Genomic DNA, 19,355 nt, shown 5'->3' on the forward strand with positions numbered 1-19,355 from the left:
CAGTCCGTACCAGTCATCCCAGACCGTAGCAGTCAGTCTCGTCGCGGCCTTTTTTGCCCCCGACTGCGAGCGTACGAACATGCAGGTTCACGTCGTCGGCGACGATCCGGTCTACGAGGCCGTCGTCGCCGCGCTGGGAGACGTCGACGTCTCGGTCATGGACGCCAGTCCGAACGACCTCGCCGACGCGAGGTTCGGCGTCGTTGCCGACGTTGCCGGCTCGAGTACGCTAGAACGAGCAAACGAGGCGGCCTTGTCCGGCCGAACGCCGTGGATCGCCGTCGAGATCGGTGGCGTCGGCGGTCATCCGCTCGAATCGGTAGACGCCGCGGTGTCGGGGTTCGCGCCGGCGACCGGTTGTTTCGACTGCCTCCGCACGCGCGTGGCGTCGCACGATCCGGAGACGACCGAGCGCCCGAGTGCCGATCGTTCGACCGCACGCCTCGCCGGCGCACTCGCCGGCCGAGAGTGCGTTCGCGTTCTCTCCGGCGACGAGCGATCCGTGATCGGCCACATCGTCGAACTCCCACACCGACGTCGACGGCTGCTCCCGGTTCCCGGCTGTCGGTGTGCCGACGAGGACCGCGACCGGACACTCGAGTACGACGACGAGTCGCTCTCGCTCGATGTGGCGGTCGAACGCGTCGAAGCGACGATCGACGATCGGATGGGGATCGTCGCGAGCATCGGAGAGGTCGAATCGTTTCCCGCACCGTACTATCTCGCGACGAACGCCGAAACGGAGGGTTTCAGCGACGCGAGCGCGCCGAAACAGGCCGCAGGCGTCGCCGACGACTGGAACGCGGCGTTGATGAAAGCCGTCGGCGAGGGCCTCGAGCGTTACTGCGCTGGCGTCTACCGGGACGACGAGTTCGTCCACGCGAGCGAAACGGACCTCGAGAACCCCGTTTCGCCCACGGAACTCGTCCGCCCGGACGACGCGCCGTCGTACGACCCCACGGTCGAACGCCGCTGGGTCGACGGCGAGAACCTCGCGACCGGCGACCCGGCGCAGTTGCCGGCCGCTGCGGTCCAGTTCCCCCAGCCCGGCGAGCGGCTCGTCCCCGCGATCACGACCGGACTCGGCCTCGGCTCGTCGACCGTCGACGCCCTGCTGTCGGGGCTGACGGAAGTGATCGAGCGCGATGCCACCATGCTCGCGTGGTACTCGACGTTCGACTCGCTCGGACTCACGGTCGACGACGAGCGATTCGAGACCCTCGAGCGCCGCGCCGAAAGCGAGGGACTCGAGGTGACGCCGCTGCTCGTCACGCAGGACGTCGACGTTCCCGTCGTCGCCGTCGCCGTCCACCGGGATTCGGCGTCGGTTCCCGAAGCTGGCGTCGAGACGACGGACGACGCGTGGCCGGCGTTCGCCGCCGGCTCTGCGGCCGACCTCGACGCGACGGCCGCGGCGACGGCCGCACTCGAGGAAGCCCTTCAAAACTGGATGGAACTCCGGAATCTCGGTCCCGACGACGCGGCGGAGGCGTCGGGAGAGATCGGCGAGTACGCCTCGTACCCGGACCCGGCCCGTGAGTTCGTCGACGTCGATCGAACCGTTCCGGCCGAGAGCGTGGGGCCCACCGACGTTCCGGCGGGAACCGACGCACTCGAGTCGGTCGTCGACCGCCTCGAGGACGTCGGGTTGGTTCCGTACGCGGCGCGAGTGACCACACGCGACGTGGAAGCGATCGGGTTCGAGGCGGTTCGCGTCGTCGTCCCCGGCGCGCAACCGCTGTTCACCGGAACGCCGTTTTTCGGCGAGCGAGCCCGGACGGTCCCCGAGGACCTCGGGTTCGAGGCGCGCCTCGAGCGGCCGTATCATCCCTACCCCTGATTCATACGGACTGACGGCAAACCGTATCAGCTGACGCGGCCGGGGCGACGCCGCTATCGGGGTTCTTCTACAGCGGTCGTCCCGGACGTAACGACGTTTCGCCACTGTCAGACCTCGAATGACGGTTTCGGAACGAAGTGGCCGAAATCGACGATCCGTCCATCTCCTTTCCCCTACTTTGTTGCGATTGTCCACGGGAATTGTTCATTTGTCCCGAATCCGATCGACGGTGGGCAAGTATTGTAGTCCAGGCGTGTCTTTAGGTCGTCTGTCAACCACTCCCTCACGTAATGAGATATCCATTCGTAGTCGGACTCGGGCGAGTGCCCGGAGTGGTCGAGGGATGAGCGACCTCGTGCCGGGTGAGCTGCTCACCGAAGACGAGCCGGTACGGATCAACGAGGGACGGGCAACGACGACAGTTATCGTCGAGAACACCGGCGATCGGCCGGTCCAGGTCGGATCACACTTTCACTTCTTCGAGGTCAACCCCGGCCTCGAGTTCGATCGAGAGGCCGCGTACGGAACGCGCCTGAACATCCCCGCCGGAACTGCGGTCAGGTTCGAGCCGGGGTGTGAACGCGACGTGACGCTCGTCGACATCGGCGGCGATCGGATCGTTCACGGGATGGGTGGTCTCGTCGACGGGCCACTCGACGACGAGGGCGTGATCGCCCATGCGATGGAGCGCGCTCGAGACCGTGGGTACCTGACGGAGGGCAGCGAATGAGTCGTGAACTCTCCAGACGGGAGTATACGGATCTGTTCGGTGCGACCGAGGGTGACCGGGTCAGACTCGGCGATACGAATCTGCTCGCGAAGATCGAGACGGACCACGCGGTCCCGGGTGAGGAAGCGGTCTTCGGCGGCGGGAAGACGATGCGCGACGGGATGGGGATGCAGTCGGGCATCACGCAGGCCGAGGGCGCACTCGACTGGGCGTTTACGAACGTCGTGATAATCGACCCCGTCCTGGGCATCCGCAAGGGCGACATCGGCGTCCGCGACGGCAAAATCGTCGGCGTCGGGAAGGCAGGAAACCCGGACACGATGGACGACGTCGACATGGTGATCGGGCCGAGTACCGACACCATCCCCGCGGACGGATTGATCGCGACGGCCGGCGCGCTGGACATTCACATTCACTTCAACAGCCCCCAACTGGTCGAGCACGCGCTCGGCTCCGGTGTGACGACCATGCTCGGCGGCGGCTTCGGCGGCGGCGCGACGACCTGTACGCCCGGCCCCGAGAACATCAAGCGGTTCCTCCAGGCCGCCGAGGAGTGGCCCGTCAACGTCGGCTTCTACGGGAAGGGCAACAGCAGCAAGCCCGAGGCGCTCCACGAGCAGATCGACGCCGGCGTCTGCGGGCTCAAACTCCACGAGGACTGGGGTTCGACGCCGGCCGCGATCGACACCTGCCTCGAGGTCGCCGACGAGGAGGACATTCAGGTCTGCATCCACACGGACACGCTCAACGAGTCGGGCTTCGTCGAACACACCTTCGACGCGATCGACGGCCGGGCGATCCACACCTTCCACATCGAGGGTGCCGGCGGCGGCCACGCGCCGGACGTTCTCGAGTTGATCGGCCACGAGCACATGCTGCCCTCGTCGACGAACCCGTCGATGCCCTACACGGTGAATACGTTCGACGAGCACCTCGACATGGTGATGGTCTGTCACCACCTGAATCCGGATGTCCCCGAGGACGTCGCCTTCGCCGAATCCAGAATTCGGGCGGAGACCATCGGCGCGGAGGACGTCCTCCACGACACCGGCGCGATCAGCATGATGACCTCCGACTCGCAGGCGATGGGGCGCATGGCCGAGGTCATCAGCCGCACGTGGCAGACCGCTCACAAGATGAAAGCCCAGCGGGGCCCCCTCGAGGCCGACGAGGGAACCGAGGCGGACAACGCCCGCATCGAGCGCTACGTCGCGAAGTACACGATCAACCCCGCGATCACGGCCGGCATCGACGACTACGTCGGCTCGCTCGAGCCGGGGAAGCTCGCCGATATCGCGCTGTGGGACCCCGCCTTCTTCGGCGTCAAGCCGAAGGCGGTCATCAAGGGCGGCTTCCCCGTCTGGTCCCAGATGGGCGAGGCCAACGGCTCGCTGATGACCTGCGAGCCCGTCATCGGCCGCGAACGCGCCGGCGCACAGGGGCGGGCGAAGCAGGGGCTCTCCGTCACGTTCGTCAGCGAGGCCGCCGCCGAAAACGAGGTCGGCGACGCCTACGACCTCGAGACGCCCGTTCGGCCCGTCAGCGACACCCGAGACGTACGGAAATCCGACATGGTCCACAACGACCACTGTCCGGACGACATCGAGATCGACGCCCAGACGTTCGAGGTCGAGGTGGACGGAGAACACGTCACCTGCGACCCGGCCGAGGAAATTCCGCTCGCACAGCGATACCTGCTCTAATCCGACATCGACTATGGATTTCGAAGACACACCGACGACTCCGACGACGAGACCGCCAGCAATGGAAACGCGACCGCGATCGACACACTCTATCTCGAGCCGTCCCGCGGAGGTGATCCCATGGGAATGAACCTCTCGCCGAAGGAGATGGAGCGGCTGACCGTCTTCATGGCCGCCGAACTCGCCCGACGACGCAAAGAGCGGGGCGTAAAGCTCAACCATCCCGAGACGGTCGCCTACATCTCCGACTGGGCCTGTGAGGCCGCCCGCGAGGGGAAATCGGTCTCACAGATCCGATCAGAGGCGACGCAGTTGCTCACCCGCGAGGACGTGATGGACGGCGTTCCCGAGATGATCGGCATGGTTCAGGTCGAACCCGTCTTCCCCGACGGCACCAAACTGGTGACGATCCACGATCCGATCCGGGCGGACAGCCGCGAGCAACTCGAGGCCGTCGACCCAGGTCCCGGTGAGGAACTCGAGGCGGCGGACGACCTCGAAGCGAGTCAGGACGACCCGCAGGCGACGGAGGGTGACTGATGGGGTACAGAGACGTCGCCAAGATCGGTATCGGCGGTCCAGTCGGCTCCGGCAAGACCGCGCTCGTCCGGCGGCTCGTACCCGAACTCGTCGACGAGGGGTACGAGGTAGGCGTCATCGCCAACGATATCATGACCCAGGAGGACGCCGACGTCTTCCGCGAATCCTTCGGGGATCTGTTACCGGCGGACCTCGTCGAGGGCGTCGAGACGGGTGCCTGCCCACACACAGGTATCCGCGAGGACCCCTCGATGAACCTCGCCGCGATCGACGAGTTCACCGAGCGCCACCCGGATCTCGACGTCGTTATCGTCGAAAGCGGCGGTGACAACCTCGCTGCAACCTTCAACCCCGAACTGGCCGACTACTTCCTGTTCGTTATCTCGGTCGCCGAGGGCGAGGACATCCCCCGGAAACGCGGCCCCGGCGTCACACAGGCCGACCTGCTCGTGGTCAACAAGACCGACCTCGCGCCGTACGTCGACGCCGACCTCGAGGTGATCGAATCCGACGCAGCGGACGTCCGCGGCGACGATCCGTTCGTCTTCACCAACTGCAAGGACGGGACGGGGGTCGACGAGGTGCTCGAACACGTCGACCGGGAGGTGCTGTTCGCGTGAGTGCGGGACAGTCGGACGCGAGTCCGTTCGCGGACGAGAGGACGATTCCGGCCGCCTTCGGGGAGTACGCCGACGAGCCACTCGCCCAGGCACCCGCCGGCGGCCCCGGAAAGAACGGCCTGCTCGAAGCGGTCTTCGCCCGTGAGGACGACGGGCCGACGAGACTGATACGCGACCGCGTCGAGGTTCCCTACCACCTGACCGGGACCCTCGAGACCGATCCTGTGCCGGGGCTTACGACGCTCGTCGCCCAGGAGCCGACCGGCGGCGTCGCCCAGGGGGATCGCCACCGGATGGTCCTCGACGCCCGCTCGGGCGCTCGCGTACACGTGACGACCCAGAGTGCGACGAAGGTCCACAGCATGCGCGAGAACTACGCTCACCTCGATGCGACGATCCGGGCGAAAGCGGGGAGCTACCTCGAGTATCTGCCCGGCCCGACGATCGTCAACGAGGACGCGCGCTGTCTCCAGACCGTCGACGTCGACCTCGCGGAAGGCGCGGTCGTCGTCCTCTCGGACGTCCTCGTCCCGGACGGGTTGAGCGACCACGAGCCGTTCGACTTCGACCACTACCACGCCCGCGTGGAGGCGACCGTCGACGACCGGCTGGTGTGTGCCGACGCGGTCGACCTCCGGCCGGACGACCGCGATCCGCGCGACCCCGCGAGCGTCGGGGAGTTCGGCGTCGTCGGCTCGCTGTACGTCTTCGCACCCGGATCCGGCGGCGAAAGCGGCGACGGATCGAACGAGGGTAGCGGTGTCGGTGTGGTCGACCAGGAGGAACTGGTCGGGACGCTCCACGACCGTATCACGGATCGACCGGGCGTCGAGGCAGCCGTCTCGAGGCTCCCGTTCGACGCGGGTGCGATCGTCCGCGTGGTGGGCGAGAGTCAGGCGGACGTAAGCCAGACCGTCCGCACAGCGTGGGACGAGACGAGACGGGCAGTACTCGGGGTCGGCACACCGGCCGACCGGCGATACTGATGGAGCGAATCGACGGTATCGTCGGCAACGTCCACACCGACGACGAACTCGCGACGCTGTGCGAGGATCACGAGGCGAACGGAACGCTCGAGCGAGTGGTCGTCGACGCGAGCGATCGCAGACGCTCCCGGTTTCGCACGACGACCGACGCGGGGACCGACGTCGGCGTCGTCGTGAACGCGCCGGCCGTCTCGTCGGGGGACGTCTTGCTCGTCGACGACGAGCGAATGATCGTCGTCGCGTTCGAACCTCGCGACGCACTCGCCGTGTCGCTGCCCGAGGCGACGTCGGAGACACTCGCCGCGGCGGTCGAACTCGGCCACCGCGTCGGCAACCAGCACTGGGACCTGGCCGTCGAGGATGGAACGGTCTACGTCCCGCTCGCGGCAGATCGACACATCGTCGAACGCGTCGTCGCGGACGTGATTCCCGGGTCGGAGATTCATGAGACGACCGTCGACGCCGACCTGTTCGTGACGGACCTCGAGGGAGGCCACGGTGATGGGACCGATCACAGTCACGGTCACGACCACAGTCACGGCCACGACCACAGTCACGGTGATCACGCTGGCGAGACCGATCACAGTCACGGTGACAGCGCTGGCGAGACCGATGGTGACGGGCACCGACACGACCACCACGGGAGTCACGGACACAGCCACGAACACGATCATGACCATTGATTCCGACTCGTTTCTGACCGCCCTCAGGCTCTCGGACTCGTTTCTGCCGGTCGGCGGGTACACCGCCTCCTACGGCCTCGAGCAGTACGTCAACGAGGGGCGGATCGGCGACGGCGACGACCTGCGGGCGCTGCTCGCGGGCTACCTCCGGCGCGTGGTCGGGCCCTGCGAGACCGTCGCGCTCGCGAACGCCCACGACGCGAGTTCGTCGGACGACCTCGATCAGCTCCTCGAGGTCGACGCGCGCCTCCACGCCGTGACGATGCCAAGCGAGTTCCGCGAGAGTTCGACGAAAGCAGGCGCGAAGCTGTGCGAGTTGCTCGCCGGGACCGAGGAAGACCTCGCGTCCGTGGACGTCCGTACGGGCCTCCGTCAGAAGTTCGCCACGCGAATCGACGCCGGTGAGACGCCAGGTCACTACCCAGTCGTCTTCGGCGTCGTCGCCCAGAGCCGTGGTCTCCCGCGGCTCGAGGCCTGTCTCTCCCACGCCTACTCGTTCGTGACTGGGTTGTTGGGGGCCGCACAGCGACTCGGGCGGTTCGGTCACACCGAGATCCAGCGGGTGCTCGGCGACCTCGAATCCGTCGTCGTCGAAATCTGTGACCGTCACGTCGACGACGATGCGACCGCGATGGCGTCGTTCGCGCCGCTGGCGGAGATCATGGGAATGCGCCACGAACGAGCGGGACGGCGGCTGTTTATGAGTTAATGCTGGACGTCCGGACGCGGGGCGTTCTCGTATCGAACCATCTTTTCGGATTTATCGGAAATCGAGTCGTAGATCAGTCGCAACGTCTCCTCGGCGGCGAGCAAGTTGTGTTCGTCGAGAAACGCCCGCCCCTCGTCGGTCAGCCGGTAGAACTTCCAGGGATACCCCTGCTGGCGTTCGTCGTCCGGGAGCGTGACCGCCTCGAGAATGCCGGCCTCGATCAGTTTCTGGACGTGTTTGTACACCGTCGCCTCGCTCACGCTCGGATTTAGCTGCTCGAGTTCGTACATCGACGCCAGCCCCGCGGGGTGTTGAACCACGTTGGCGATCAGCGAAAACCGGGTCTCCTGGGTGACGAAGTGGACGAGTTCCCGTGTCCCCCCTGTGTCGTCAGCGCCCAGACTGGTACTCATACGCTCACCTACGGAGTAGATCACCAAGTAAGTTACCCTGGAGTAAACTACTTTAGAGTAAACTGGAATTGGGAACACAGAGGAACCGTTCGCTATCGGAAACGGAAACGACTCGGAAACGACTATTTCCCGGTCGCGAGAACGTCGCTGTATGACCGAACAGGAGCCGCCCCGGCCGGAGGACCTCCTCGAGAGCGCGAGCGATCGCTTGGCGGCAGACGAGATCACGCTCGCGGACAACGAGGAGATCCTGCACGCGCTGAGCGAGTTGACGCCGATCTACGAGAACGACCGGACATACTTCGTTCTCGGAAACTACGACCGGGAGCCGATCCGCCGGCTGAACCTGGTCGTCGACAGGCTGAACCGCCGGCCCGACGCCTACGCGTTCCGGATGGTCGACGTCCGCGGGGAGTGGGATAACGGCATTCAGAAATTCTGTCTGATCGCCGATCTGGTCAGTCACGTCGTCGGCGTCGCGGAGAGAGATCCGAGTGACTTCCTGGTCGAGCAGGGACTGCTCGTCGGCACCGAGGAGTACGTCTCGAAGAGCTACGTGCTCAAACGCGAGTACGAGGACGAACGGCGACCGTTCGGCTGGATGCAAGACGGCGTCTTCGAGTTGCTCGAAGAGGAGGGCCGGCTCCACCGGTGGGAGACCGAATCCGATCTGGCCGAGGCGGTCGAACGACTCCCGTAATCGCCATCGGAAGACTCGAACCGGCGACTGGAGCGTTCACACCGACTGGCTGAACCGACACTCCGGACAGCGAATCCGACCGCCCTCGATGAGAACGTAACTCCGGCCACACCGGTTACACGGGCAGCCGATCGAGACGCCCGACGAGCGAGCGAGCCCGTCGAGCGTGTTCTGCAGTCGCTCGAGACGGATCTCCGCCGCCTCGAGGCGTCGTTCGACGCACTCGAGACGGGTGGCAGATCCGCGCGTTCGTCGCCGTCCGGGTGAGTGGGATGGATCCATACCGTCGCTACGCCGCCGGTAGATAAAACCACGATCGTTTGATATTCGGGCTGAGAGTATACGGGATAGACATATCTCCTGCTGAACGAGTTAATATCTGTGTTTTGGCAGGCCGGAGGACAGATATGTTTTTACTCGCTCCCACCAATGGATTGGTGTGAGTTCGACAGACGGCCGGGAGGAGGACGTGATCGACATCTTGCTCGTCGAGCCGAACCCAGGCGACACCCGGCTCTTTACCGAAACGTTCGACGAGGCGAAGCTCCTGAACACGATCTACACCGTCTCGGACGGGGAATCCGCTCTCGATTTCCTCCACCAGCACAACGGCTACGAGGATACACCGGAGCCCGACATCATCCTTCTCGAGACACAGCTTCCCGGAAAAAGCGGAATGGACGTGTTCGCGGAACTCGAGGGCGATCCCGTGTTACGTGAGATTCCGCTCGTCGTCCTGACGAGTTCCGATGCGGGCGAGGAGATCGTCAGATCCCACGGACTCGAGGCGGACCACTACCTCCGAAAGCCGGTCGAACCGGAGGAGTTCGTCGAGTTCGTCCGCTCGGTCGAGGAGTTCTGGGTGGCGATCGTCAGGAAGTCCTCACCCACGGAGTGCAGCGGGGAGTGACCGCCGACGCGGACGGCTCGTTCGATCGGGGTCGCTCGTTGGGATTGTGTCCGGGTAGAAGAGGTAGATTGTACCGTTAGTAGCGAACCGACGGGTAACGACAGTTTCCGATAGTGTTCACTGGCGGTTTCCATTGCTGATTGGAACCGGCGTCACGACGCGAGAACTGCGGGTCGTCTTCCCGTTGGGATCGAGACAGAACCGCAAGACTGCGGCGGTTCAACGGGGTGCTGTAACCCCTCTGGAGGGACTTGATTATCAGATATGAAACCGACAGCGAGTGCGAATAATTCCACGCAGCTACACTAACGACTAATTATATATACCCGGATTACACTGGTTGATATCAGCACCAAATCGATAGCAGGAAGGAAGCGCCGGGCGGGTCATGCTTACCCCCAATCCCCGGGCGCAGGTCGACGGTTCCACGTGGGCCTGCATAACCTTTCTGGCTGTCGTGGGGTGCGATGGAAACGAAATCACACGATACCCATGGACGCAACAAAAATCCGCGACAAGCTGGTTGGAAACGAGCAGGAACGAGCAGTATCACCTGTTATCGGTGTTATTCTGATGGTTGCGATTACGGTCATTCTCGCGGCCGTCATCGCCGCATTCGTCCTCGACCTCGGTGGGAGCGTCGGGCAGGAAGCACAGGCAGGTGTTTCGATCGATGTGGACGAGACGCAGGAGGAAATCCAAGTCGAAGTGACCTCGATGGGGAACGCTGACCATGTCAACCTGTCGTCGAACGGTATTGGTGACAGTGATGAATGGGACAATGCAGATACAGATGAGCTGACCGTCGGTAACGTGACGAATCTTGAGTACGAGGATGGTAGTGACAGCGCTCTTGATGACTCCGGAACGATCTCCGCCGTTGCAGTAATCAACGAGACGGATACCGAGACGCAGGTCGCGTCCGAGGACTGGGACTTCTAAACTAACCCCACATTCCGGTTTTATTTCACCACATGATTAGCTTACAGCACCGCCATCGTGACCGAGGCGTATCGCCTGTAGTCGGTGTGATCCTGGTCGTTGCGATCACTGTGATCCTCGCCGCCGTCGTGGCAGGGTTCGTCCTCGATATCGGCAGCGACATCGAGGAAGAAGTGCAAGCCGGCGTTTCGATCACCATCCAGCACGACCCGCAGTATATCGACGTCGAGGTGACGACGCTCGGCAACGCTGATCACATCAACGTCACTGGCGATCCACTCGAGCACCTCGCGCCGGGTGCGTCCATCGACGAAGACGACTTCACCGAACTCGAGACGGGCGATAGCCTCCGAATCGAGCGCGACGACCTCGAGTCGGTCGGTCACGACGGAACCATCGTCGCCGTCGGGGTAGCTGGTGAACAGGAGACCCTCGTCACGAGCGACGACTACGACTTCAGCTGATTTCCTTTCGTAATATCTCGAACTTTGACCCTGCCTTGTTAGAAGCATGTTATAGAAACGGTCACGTACGAAGCAGCGTGTTTGTTGCGCTGTGTCTCCGTGATGGTGTTAGCATTCATCAACTATGAGCGAGGCGACGATCCAGGACGTGAGAAACTCAAGCTATGAGTTAGTTTCTATGACATGCTCTTCTCAGATATAACCTGTTATATTATATAATAAATACACACTTGTTTTAATCATCTCCACAAACCAACCCAATTTTTATTCATCAATATAAATTGATTTCACCAAATTACGCCGATTCAACAGGATCCTGAACCGCTCAAGATTAACTTGATAATCGGATATGACTGCAATATTAATCAGGTATTTTTCGGGAGAGTACACTATCAGCTAATTATATATACCCAGATTACACTGGTTGGTATCAGCACCAAATCGATAGCAGGAAGGAAGCGCCGGACGGGTCATGCTTACCCCCAATCCCCGGGTGCAGGCCGACGGTTCCATGTCGGCGCGCATAACCTTTCTGGCTGTCGTGGGGTGCAATGGAAACGAAATCACACGATAATCATGGACGCAACAAAAATCCGCGACAAGCTAGTTGGAAACGAGCAGGAACGAGCAGTATCGCCTGTCATCGGTGTTATCCTGATGGTTGCGATTACAGTCATTCTCGCTGCCGTCATCGCAGCATTCGTCCTCGACCTCGGTGGGAGCGTCGGGCAAGAAGCACAGGCCGGTGTCTCGATCGATGTAGACGAGACTCAGGAAGAAATCCAAATCCAGATCACGTCGATGGGGAACGCCGATCACGTTAACCTAACCTCTAACGGGCAAGGTGGCAACTGGGACGACGCTGACACTGATGAACTGACTGTCGGAAACGTGACAACTCTGGATTACGATGCCGGCCACATTGAGTCCGAAGGGACCATCTCCGCCGTTGCAGTGATCAACGAGACGCAAACCGAGACACAGGTCGCGTCCGAGGACTGGGACTTCTAAGCACATCCATACTTTTCGGTTTTATTTCACCACATGATTAGAACACAGTATCGACACCGTGACCGGGGCGTATCGCCGGTTGTCGGCGTCATTCTCGTCGTCGCAATCACCGTAATCCTCGCGGCCGTCGTCGCAGGATTCGTCCTCGACATCGGTAGCGACATCGAGGAAGAAGTGCAAGCGGGCGTCTCGATTACCGTCCAGCACGATCCACAGTACATCGACGTCGAGGTGACGACGCTCGGTAACGCCGACCACATCAACGTCACTGGCGACCCTGCCGAGCACCTCACACCAGGTGCGTCCATCGACGAGGACGACTTCACCGAACTCGAGACGGGCGACAGCCTCCGAATCGAGCGCGACGACCTCGAGTCGGCCGGTCACGAGGGAACCATCGTCGCGGTCGGGGTAGCCGGCGAACAGGAGACCCTGATCACGAGCGACGACTACGACTTTAGCTGATCGCTTTTCCTTCTTTATCGACGACACGTACGGCGGTGACGTGTGTCGTCTGAACGACACGGTCCGACTATCGCTGACAGTACACGCAGTTACCAACGGTTTTCAACCAGTCATAGCGGCGCTTGAAGCGGCCGCTGTGAGTGGGAGACCAGCTGTAGCCAGCTGAAGAAAACCGCAGTACGGAACCGCCACAGGGAGAAACTGTAACCGATTTCGAGAGGGCGACTCTCACGTTCGCAACCGCTCTCGGGTCGATATATTTCCATCTCAATATACGAACGACTAATTATATATACCCTGAATTCACTGGTTGGAATCAGCACCGGAGTGCCAGCAGGGACGACCGCCGGACGGTTGTGCTGACCCCCACGGAGGCCGACGGCGTTACGTCGGCGCACACGACCGTCCGGCTGTTCGGGTGCGACGGACACGGGATCACCAATGGATGCAACGAACGTACGCGATAGGTTGATCGGAGACGAGCAGGAACGGGCCGTATCGCCAGTTATCGGCGTTATTCTGATGGTCGCGATCACGGTTATTCTCGCGGCCGTCATCGCCGCATTCGTTCTCGACCTCGGCGGCAGCGTCGGCCAGGAAGCGCAGGCGGCCGTCTCGATCGACGTCGATCACGAGGCCGACGCGATCCAGGTCGAAGTGACGTCGATGGGCAACGCCGATCACGTCAACCTCTCCTCGAGCAACTGGGATACCGGGAGCGGCGAACCGGACAACGCGTCACTTCTGACCGTCGGTGACACCGTCTCGTACACCGAAGCGGACGATCTCGAGCCCGCCGGAACGATCTCCGCCATCGCGGTGATCAACGAGTCCGAAACGGAGACCCAGGTCGCCTCCGAGGACTGGGAGTTCTAACGCCTGTCGGCGCTTTCTTCGCACGCCGAGTTCGGCCAGTATCCACTCCGGAGCCGGCGGAGACCGCCGACCGGAGAGACGGCGAGAGGCGGGGAACGGCCTCGAGACCACCGACCACACACCGTCGTCAGAGCCAACCGAGATACGCACAATTTTCCCCGCCTGGGGAGCATTGATACGCCGAGGATTCCTCCCCTCGAGTAATGACCGCAACCGCTGCGATAGTCGTCGCCATGCTCGCGGAGCTGTTCCCCAACGGGATCAGCCACTACGCGATCGGCGGACTGTTCGTCGGCCTCGGGGTCGCCGTGATCTACCTCGGCACCGGGATCCCCGCCGGCGCGAGTACCTTCCTCGAGTCGACGCTCTCGTATGGCTCGAGTCTGTCGCGATTCCAGCAGTATCGCCCCTCTCGAGACTGGCGGGTCGTCTTCACGGTCGGGATCGTTGCCGGGGCGGCCGTCTACGCGCTGGCGTTTCAGGACGGCATCTGGACGACCGACGTCCAGTGGTGGCGGCTGTTCGTCGGCGGAATCCTCATCGGGATCGGTACCCGCGTCGGGAAGGGCTGTACCTCCGGCCACGGCGTCTGTGGCGTCGGCTCGGTCTCGAGTGCGTCGTTCGTCGGCGTCGCGACCTTTCTGTTGATCGCGATCGGCACCGCACAACTCGTCCAGGCCGTGGGGGTGGTGCCGTGAGCGCCGACCACGAGCAACACCCGCTGTTTCTCCCGCTCGTGTTCGTCGGCGGGCTGATCTTCGGCTTCGGTCTCGGGTTTAGTCACATGGCCCAACCCGAAGTCGTCCTGAGCTTCCTGCAGTTCCAGGATCTCGGCTTGCTGTTCGTGATGTTCGGTGCCGCAATCGTCACCGGGATTACGTTCTTCGGCGTGAAACTCGTCCGAAACGACGCGCCGCTGACGGGCGCGACCTACGGCCGTCGACTGAAGACCCTCGACAAGAACGTCGTCATCGGCGGCGGCATCTTCGGCGTCGGCTGGGGGCTCTCGGGGATCTGTCCCGGCGCTGCCTACGCCAGCCTCGGGATCGGGAACTACCCGATTCTCACCGGTATCGTCGGCATGTTCCTCGGCGCGTACATTCAGGGATTCTGGCGCTCGACGCGTGCGGACAGTTCGACGCCTGCAACGACGGCGGACTGACGACGGCACCGACGCGTCCTCCTCGAGGGCGCGGAGTGTTGGGTGAGAGATACCTGGCCACAACGGTGATTACGATTCCTCGGTATCGAGTCGTATGTCACAGCGAGTTATCTGCCCACACTGTTCGGAGTCGGTCGACGTCGACATCGATATGACCGTCACCGGGACGAGCAAAGCCGTTGGATCGCTGAAAGACGGGTTCGCGAGGTCGGCGAGTTGCTCGTCCTGTGGCGAGACGTTCAGCTGCAAGACGACGTGGTGACAGCTGGTTTCCGGACGGTGAATCAGTACGTAGATTGGCGTCGAGTACGTAGTTTTCGTCACGCATGAGCGACGATCGAGAGCCGTCGGTCAACATCAGCGGCGGCGAATCCGGCGGCGGCGTAGCCACCGAGTTCGATCCAGCAACCGCCGACACGCGAGCCGAACGGGTCGTCGACCGTCTGGGCGAACTGTACTGGCAGAAAACGTACGGGGGGCAAGACGCCTTTACCTGTCTCGTCCGGACCATCCTGAGCCAGAACACGAGCGATGTCGCGAGCCAACCGGCCCACGACGCGCTCATCAAGCGCTACGGCGGCGAATCGAGCACAGACGCGGTAGACGCCGACGAGGACCGGGAGGATGGGGCCGACCTCGCGACGTCGCTTTCGAACGCCGACCGCACCGAACTCGCGGAGACGATCAGTTCGGCCGGCCTCTACAACCAAAAATCGGAGGTCATCATCGCGGCGGCCGAGTGGGTACTCGAGGAGTTCGGGTCGGCCCGCGCGTTCGATGCCTTTGTCACGGACGAGTCTCCGGCGGCGGTCCGCGAGAGTCTCCTCTCCGTGACCGGCGTCGGCCCGAAGACCGCTGATTGCGTCCTCCTCTTTGCTGGTGGCCGGGCCGGCGTCTTCCCCGTCGATACGCACGTCCACCGGATCTACCGCCGTATGGGTGTCGCTCCGCCAGACGCCGACCACGAGGTGGTACGGGCCGCCCTCGAGCGCGAGGTGCCTGCCGAGAAGTGTGGCTTCGGCCACACGGCGACGATCCAGTTCGGCCGTGAGTACTGTACGGCGCGAAAGCCGGCGTGTCTCGAGGACCCCGACGCCTGTCCGATGGGCGACGTCTGCGATCAGGTCGGCGTCTATCCCGAAACTGGTGACGTGATCGACCCGGTCGAAGCGGTCGAGTGATCGACCTGGACGACAGGGAATCGAAGTTCGAGTGCGTGGGACGGACTCGAGTTGTGAGCGGAGAGCGAAGACGAAACTACAGGAAGCGAAACGTCTCTAAGTTCTTCGGCGCGAACGTCCGCATGTTGTAGTCGTGGTACAACGCCGAGGAGAGGTCCTGTACGGAGCGTTCGTCGCCGTGAACACAGAGCACCTTCTCGGGACGTGGATTCATCGTCTTGACGAAGTTCTCGAGGCCGGCACGGTCGGCGTGACCGGAGAAACCGTCGACAGTTTCGACGGTGACGTTGAGATCGAGGGTGCCGCGGCCGCCGCCGTTGCCCATTGCGCCGACTTCGCTGGTCGGGATTTCGTCCCAGCCGGTCTGGATGCGCCGGCCGAGGGTTCCCTGTGCCTGGTAGCCGACGAAGACGAGCGTCGAATCCGGGTCGGGGCCGATGTGAGAGAGCCAGGACATGATCGGACCGCCGGTGACCATCCCCGAGGTGGAGAGGATGATACACGGCTCGCCGTCGGCGACGTCCTGTCGTTCCTCCTCGCCGCCGTCGATGTGGTTGAACTCCTCTGCGAGGAACGGATTCTCGTCCTCGTGGAAGATTCGGTCCCGGAGATCGTCGCGCAGGTACTCGGGATAGGTCGTGTGAATTGCGGTCGCCTCCCAGATCATGCCGTCTAAGTGAACCGGCATCGACGGGATGTCGCCGCTTCGCATCGCCTCCTCTAAGACGAGCATGATCTCCTGAGAGCGGCCGACGGCGAACGCCGGAATAAGGACCTTGCCCCCTTTCTCGTGGGCCTCCCGGATGACTTCCTTTAGCTTCTCCTCGGAGTCTTTCTGGTCGGTCTGGTAGTCGTTGCGACCGCCGTAGGTCGACTCGAGGACGAGCGTCTCCACGCGCGGGAAGTCGTTGACTGCGCCGTTGAACAGGCGGGTGTCCTTGTAGTGGATGTCGCCGGAGAACGCGACGTTGTAGAGGCCGTCGCCGATGTGGAAGTGGCTCACGGCCGACCCGAGGATGTGACCCGCATTGTGGAACGTGAGTTTGACGTCCGGCGCGATGTCGGTGACGTCGCCGTACTCGAGCGGAATGCAGTGTTTGATCGCTTCGCGAACCTGTTCGGACTCGTAGGGTGGGGATCGCCCTTCCTTGGCCGCGACGTCGAGGTAGTCGAGCGTGAGCAGGCCCATCAGGTCCCGCGTCGGCTCGGTACAGTAGATCGGGCCGTCGTAGCCGTACTTGAACAGAAGCGGGATCAGCGCGGAGTGGTCGAGGTGGGCGTGGGTGAGGACGACCGCGTCGATGTTCTGCGGGCCGGCGCCCAGTGCTTCGGGGGCGTGGAGGTAGGGGACCTCACCCTCTGCTCCGGGCTTGTCGCCACAGTCGATGAGGATGCGCGTCTCCGGCGTCGAGAGGATAAACGACGCACGCCCAACCTCCCGACAGCAACCGAGCGTCGAGATGCGAACGTACTCGTCGTCGGACATTTCTTCGCGGTGGATCTGCCGGCCGACGCGCTCTAAAATGTCGCGGCGCTCGTCGCGTTCTTGCTTGAGAAAGCTCCGGACGTTCGAGACGGTCGAGGACTCGATAGGCGGCGTCCGGACGACTTCGGGCGTCCACCCGACGTTCTTGGTGATGTCCCGGAGGGTCGAGCCGTGTCGGCCGATCACCATACCCGGCTTCTCGGCTTCGATGACGACCTCGCCGGTGTCGGCGTGGAAATCGAGATCCGAAACGCCGGCCTCCTCGGGAACGACGTCCATGATCTCCTGTCGGGCGTGCTCGGGTCGAGAGAGAACGCTCGGATCGGGGCGGACAGTGATCCGCTTTCGGAGTTTACTCGCGAGCTTTCGAATGAGATCACCCTGCTGGGCGAACTTCTTCGGATCGCGCGTGTAGACGACCAGTTCCGGCCCTTCGTACTTCACCGAGGAGACCGAGATATCGCTCGGTAACTCACTCGTGATCTCTGCTTGCAAATCGTCGAGTTGCTGCTCTACAGTGCTCATAATCGCCAGATTCGGCTTGCGTGAACTCGCCGACGGGGAACGATTTCTTCGAGAGAGCGACGGGGAGAGACGACGCAGGACGTCTTCTCTTTCGGATCATCCGTGTCGCTCCGTGTCGTGACGAATACGCTCCCAGGTCGGTGTCCTGGTTCGTGCGGGAAGATTCCAGGGAGAACCCGCTTACCTGACGGTATTCCTCGCGTTGTATAAAAGCCTTCGCAAAGCCCAGGGGACTCGAGGCCGAACACGACGTATGAACCTGACTCGAGAGCGCGTCGCGACCGAACGGGACTGGGTGCGAGACCACGCCAACGTCGTCGTTCCGATCGTAAACGACGTTCGTGAGGACCTGGGGCGGGTGTTCGAGGTCGACGTCGATCCCGTCACCCAATCACAGTACCGGAGGGAGGTCGATATCGTCTTCGCCGACGGCGACCTGGCGGTCAACGTCGCCGCGATGGTTGCTATTCTCCGCGACCTCGACGTCGAGGACGACTATCCCGGATTCGTCGTCGACGAACTGCTCGGCCGAGAACTCGCGGCGACGATCGCCGGCACGCAGCCGCTGCGGACGCTCGGCGAAGCGACGTTTCACTACGCAGATCTCCAGGTACACGGCGGCCCCGACGAAAACGCGGGCGTCGACGATCTCGAGGCGGCGCTCGCCGCTGGGTTCCAGGAACGGATTCCCGGCTGGGACTGGACGGAACGCGAGAGTCCGTTCGGCGTCGATCCCGAGGCCTAACCCGCAGTCGCCTCCGATCGTCTCACGTCGGGCAGCCGTTACTCGTCGTCCTCGCTCGCCTGCTCTTCGAGTTGTTCCTCGATCTCCTCGAGTTGGTCTTCGTCGATCTCCTCGCCCTCGGGCTGTTGCTGTTGTTGTTGCTGGAGAATCTGGTCGTAGAGTCCCGTCTGTCCGAGCACGGAAATATCGCCGCTTCGGAGCGCGTCGACGAGGACGTCCGCCGAGCCGTCGACGAGGTAGAGTCCCGATCCATCCTCGGTCTCCTCGATGCGGAGGTCCGTGTCGTCTTCCGAGTCGACGCGCGTTTCGAACTCGTCGATCGCTTCCTCGTGGAGTTCGTTCTGCCGTTGCATCGCTTCCTCCTGGGAGAGTTCGCCCGTCATAACCTCCTCTTGGAGCTCTTGCATGTCGTCCATCTCCGGTTCGGCGATCGCAGTGAGCACGTCTCCCTGTTCGTCGTCGCTACCATGAGCGTCTTGCTGGTCACCGGACCCATCGGCCCCCGGTTCGCTCTCGACGCTCTCGGACGAATCGAGGTCCGAACAACCCGCGACAGACGCGATAGCGCCTGCACCGGCAATCTGAAGCACTCGACGGCGGTCGTGGAGGTTCGTCATGATGTACTAGCGCGCAGAGCGGACGACAGGTAAGGGTTTAGGTATCG

Annotated in this window: 24 protein-coding genes and 1 pseudogene; 21 read left to right on the forward strand and 4 right to left on the reverse strand. The window is 62.9% G+C overall.

What is annotated here, in order from left to right:
• Window positions 1-79 precede the first annotated feature (79 nt).
• The 8 genes from FYC77_RS12725 (at window position 80) to FYC77_RS12760 (ending at window position 7,811) form a co-directional block, all read left to right on the forward strand.
• Complete coding sequence (locus tag FYC77_RS12725; RefSeq protein ID WP_149081876.1) at window positions 80-1,840, forward strand: YcaO-like family protein; 1,761 nt, start codon at window positions 80-82, stop codon at window positions 1,838-1,840.
• A 343-nt stretch (window positions 1,841-2,183) separates the two neighbouring features.
• On the forward strand, window positions 2,184-2,570 hold the full coding sequence (locus tag FYC77_RS12730; RefSeq protein ID WP_149081877.1) for an urease subunit beta: 387 nt from the start codon (window positions 2,184-2,186) through the stop codon (window positions 2,568-2,570).
• Window positions 2,567-4,273: an urease subunit alpha gene (gene ureC / locus FYC77_RS12735; protein WP_149081878.1), complete on the forward strand. Its 1,707-nt coding sequence runs from the start codon at window positions 2,567-2,569 to the stop codon at window positions 4,271-4,273. The genes FYC77_RS12730 and ureC overlap by 4 nt, the downstream gene beginning before the upstream one ends.
• A 120-nt stretch (window positions 4,274-4,393) precedes the next feature.
• A complete protein-coding gene (locus FYC77_RS12740) occupies window positions 4,394-4,813 on the forward strand; it encodes an urease subunit gamma (protein WP_149081879.1) in 420 nt (139 codons plus the stop codon).
• Complete coding sequence (gene ureG / locus FYC77_RS12745; protein WP_149081880.1) at window positions 4,813-5,433, forward strand: urease accessory protein UreG; 621 nt, start codon at window positions 4,813-4,815, stop codon at window positions 5,431-5,433. The genes FYC77_RS12740 and ureG overlap by 1 nt, the downstream gene beginning before the upstream one ends.
• On the forward strand, window positions 5,430-6,419 hold the full coding sequence (locus FYC77_RS12750) for an urease accessory protein UreD (RefSeq protein ID WP_149081881.1): 990 nt from the start codon (window positions 5,430-5,432) through the stop codon (window positions 6,417-6,419). The genes ureG and FYC77_RS12750 overlap by 4 nt, the downstream gene beginning before the upstream one ends.
• Window positions 6,419-7,102 (forward strand): urease accessory protein UreE, encoded by a 684-nt coding sequence (gene ureE, locus FYC77_RS12755; RefSeq protein ID WP_149081882.1) that lies wholly within the window; start codon window positions 6,419-6,421, stop codon window positions 7,100-7,102. Before FYC77_RS12750 ends, ureE begins: the two co-directional genes overlap by 1 nt.
• Window positions 7,092-7,811 carry an urease accessory protein UreF gene (locus FYC77_RS12760; protein WP_149081883.1) on the forward strand — a complete coding sequence of 240 codons (720 nt, stop codon included), beginning with the start codon at window positions 7,092-7,094 and terminating at the stop codon, window positions 7,809-7,811. Before ureE ends, FYC77_RS12760 begins: the two co-directional genes overlap by 11 nt.
• Here FYC77_RS12760 and FYC77_RS12765 read toward each other — a convergent pair.
• Window positions 7,808-8,224, reverse strand: a complete 417-nt coding sequence (locus FYC77_RS12765) for a helix-turn-helix transcriptional regulator (protein WP_149081884.1) — start codon at window positions 8,222-8,224, stop codon at window positions 7,808-7,810. The genes FYC77_RS12760 and FYC77_RS12765 overlap by 4 nt on opposite strands.
• 151 nt (window positions 8,225-8,375) lie before the next feature.
• Between FYC77_RS12765 and FYC77_RS12770 the strand changes: the two genes are divergently transcribed.
• Window positions 8,376-8,924, forward strand: coding sequence for a hypothetical protein (locus FYC77_RS12770; RefSeq protein WP_149081885.1), 549 nt, complete (start codon window positions 8,376-8,378; stop codon window positions 8,922-8,924).
• Window positions 8,925-8,960: 36 nt separating this feature from the next.
• Here FYC77_RS12770 and FYC77_RS12775 read toward each other — a convergent pair whose 3' ends face one another.
• Entirely contained in the window at window positions 8,961-9,206 is a 246-nt protein-coding gene (locus FYC77_RS12775; protein ID WP_238386939.1) for a hypothetical protein, read from the reverse strand.
• Between the two features lie 157 nt (window positions 9,207-9,363).
• Between FYC77_RS12775 and FYC77_RS12780 the strand changes: the two genes are divergently transcribed.
• The 11 genes and pseudogenes from FYC77_RS12780 to FYC77_RS12825 all read left to right on the forward strand — a co-directional run bounded on the left by FYC77_RS12780 (window position 9,364) and on the right by FYC77_RS12825 (window position 15,935).
• Window positions 9,364-9,834 carry a response regulator gene (locus tag FYC77_RS12780; RefSeq protein ID WP_149081887.1) on the forward strand — a complete coding sequence of 157 codons (471 nt, stop codon included), beginning with the start codon at window positions 9,364-9,366 and terminating at the stop codon, window positions 9,832-9,834.
• 492 nt (window positions 9,835-10,326) lie between these two features.
• Window positions 10,327-10,776 carry a type IV pilin gene (locus tag FYC77_RS12785; protein ID WP_149081888.1) on the forward strand — a complete coding sequence of 150 codons (450 nt, stop codon included), beginning with the start codon at window positions 10,327-10,329 and terminating at the stop codon, window positions 10,774-10,776.
• Between the two features lie 32 nt (window positions 10,777-10,808).
• Window positions 10,809-11,240 (forward strand): type IV pilin, encoded by a 432-nt coding sequence (locus tag FYC77_RS12790; RefSeq protein ID WP_149081889.1) that lies wholly within the window; start codon window positions 10,809-10,811, stop codon window positions 11,238-11,240.
• 62 nt (window positions 11,241-11,302) lie between these two features.
• Window positions 11,303-11,408: pseudogene (locus FYC77_RS12795) on the forward strand (IS5/IS1182 family transposase); the annotation flags it as partial.
• 408 nt (window positions 11,409-11,816) lie between these two features.
• Entirely contained in the window at window positions 11,817-12,251 is a 435-nt protein-coding gene (locus tag FYC77_RS12800) for a type IV pilin (RefSeq protein ID WP_149081890.1), read from the forward strand.
• A 33-nt stretch (window positions 12,252-12,284) separates the two neighbouring features.
• Complete coding sequence (locus FYC77_RS12805; RefSeq protein WP_149081891.1) at window positions 12,285-12,716, forward strand: type IV pilin; 432 nt, start codon at window positions 12,285-12,287, stop codon at window positions 12,714-12,716.
• Window positions 12,717-13,157: 441 nt separating this feature from the next.
• On the forward strand, window positions 13,158-13,592 hold the full coding sequence (locus FYC77_RS12810; protein ID WP_149081892.1) for a type IV pilin: 435 nt from the start codon (window positions 13,158-13,160) through the stop codon (window positions 13,590-13,592).
• A gap of 203 nt (window positions 13,593-13,795) precedes the next feature.
• Window positions 13,796-14,290, forward strand: a complete 495-nt coding sequence (locus tag FYC77_RS12815) for a YeeE/YedE family protein (protein ID WP_149081893.1) — start codon at window positions 13,796-13,798, stop codon at window positions 14,288-14,290.
• On the forward strand, window positions 14,287-14,754 hold the full coding sequence (locus FYC77_RS12820; RefSeq protein WP_149081894.1) for a DUF6691 family protein: 468 nt from the start codon (window positions 14,287-14,289) through the stop codon (window positions 14,752-14,754). The genes FYC77_RS12815 and FYC77_RS12820 overlap by 4 nt, the downstream gene beginning before the upstream one ends.
• A gap of 94 nt (window positions 14,755-14,848) precedes the next feature.
• On the forward strand, window positions 14,849-15,016 hold the full coding sequence (locus FYC77_RS20490) for a hypothetical protein (protein ID WP_202911834.1): 168 nt from the start codon (window positions 14,849-14,851) through the stop codon (window positions 15,014-15,016).
• Window positions 15,017-15,080: 64 nt separating this feature from the next.
• Window positions 15,081-15,935 (forward strand): endonuclease III domain-containing protein, encoded by an 855-nt coding sequence (locus FYC77_RS12825; protein ID WP_149081895.1) that lies wholly within the window; start codon window positions 15,081-15,083, stop codon window positions 15,933-15,935.
• A gap of 76 nt (window positions 15,936-16,011) precedes the next feature.
• On the opposite strand, the gene FYC77_RS12830 is transcribed toward FYC77_RS12825, so the two are convergent.
• A complete protein-coding gene (locus tag FYC77_RS12830; RefSeq protein WP_149081896.1) occupies window positions 16,012-17,946 on the reverse strand; it encodes a beta-CASP ribonuclease aCPSF1 in 1,935 nt (644 codons plus the stop codon).
• Between the two features lie 253 nt (window positions 17,947-18,199).
• Between FYC77_RS12830 and FYC77_RS12835 the strand changes: the two genes are divergently transcribed.
• Window positions 18,200-18,691, forward strand: a complete 492-nt coding sequence (locus FYC77_RS12835) for a hypothetical protein (protein ID WP_149081897.1) — start codon at window positions 18,200-18,202, stop codon at window positions 18,689-18,691.
• 38 nt (window positions 18,692-18,729) lie between these two features.
• On the opposite strand, the gene FYC77_RS12840 is transcribed toward FYC77_RS12835, so the two are convergent.
• A complete protein-coding gene (locus FYC77_RS12840; RefSeq protein WP_149081898.1) occupies window positions 18,730-19,308 on the reverse strand; it encodes a hypothetical protein in 579 nt (192 codons plus the stop codon).
• Window positions 19,309-19,355: the final 47 nt, after the last annotated feature.

Origin of the sequence: Natrialba swarupiae (assembly GCF_008245225.1) — an archaeon.
Taxonomy (GTDB): Archaea; Halobacteriota; Halobacteria; order Halobacteriales; family Natrialbaceae; genus Natrarchaeobius; species Natrarchaeobius swarupiae.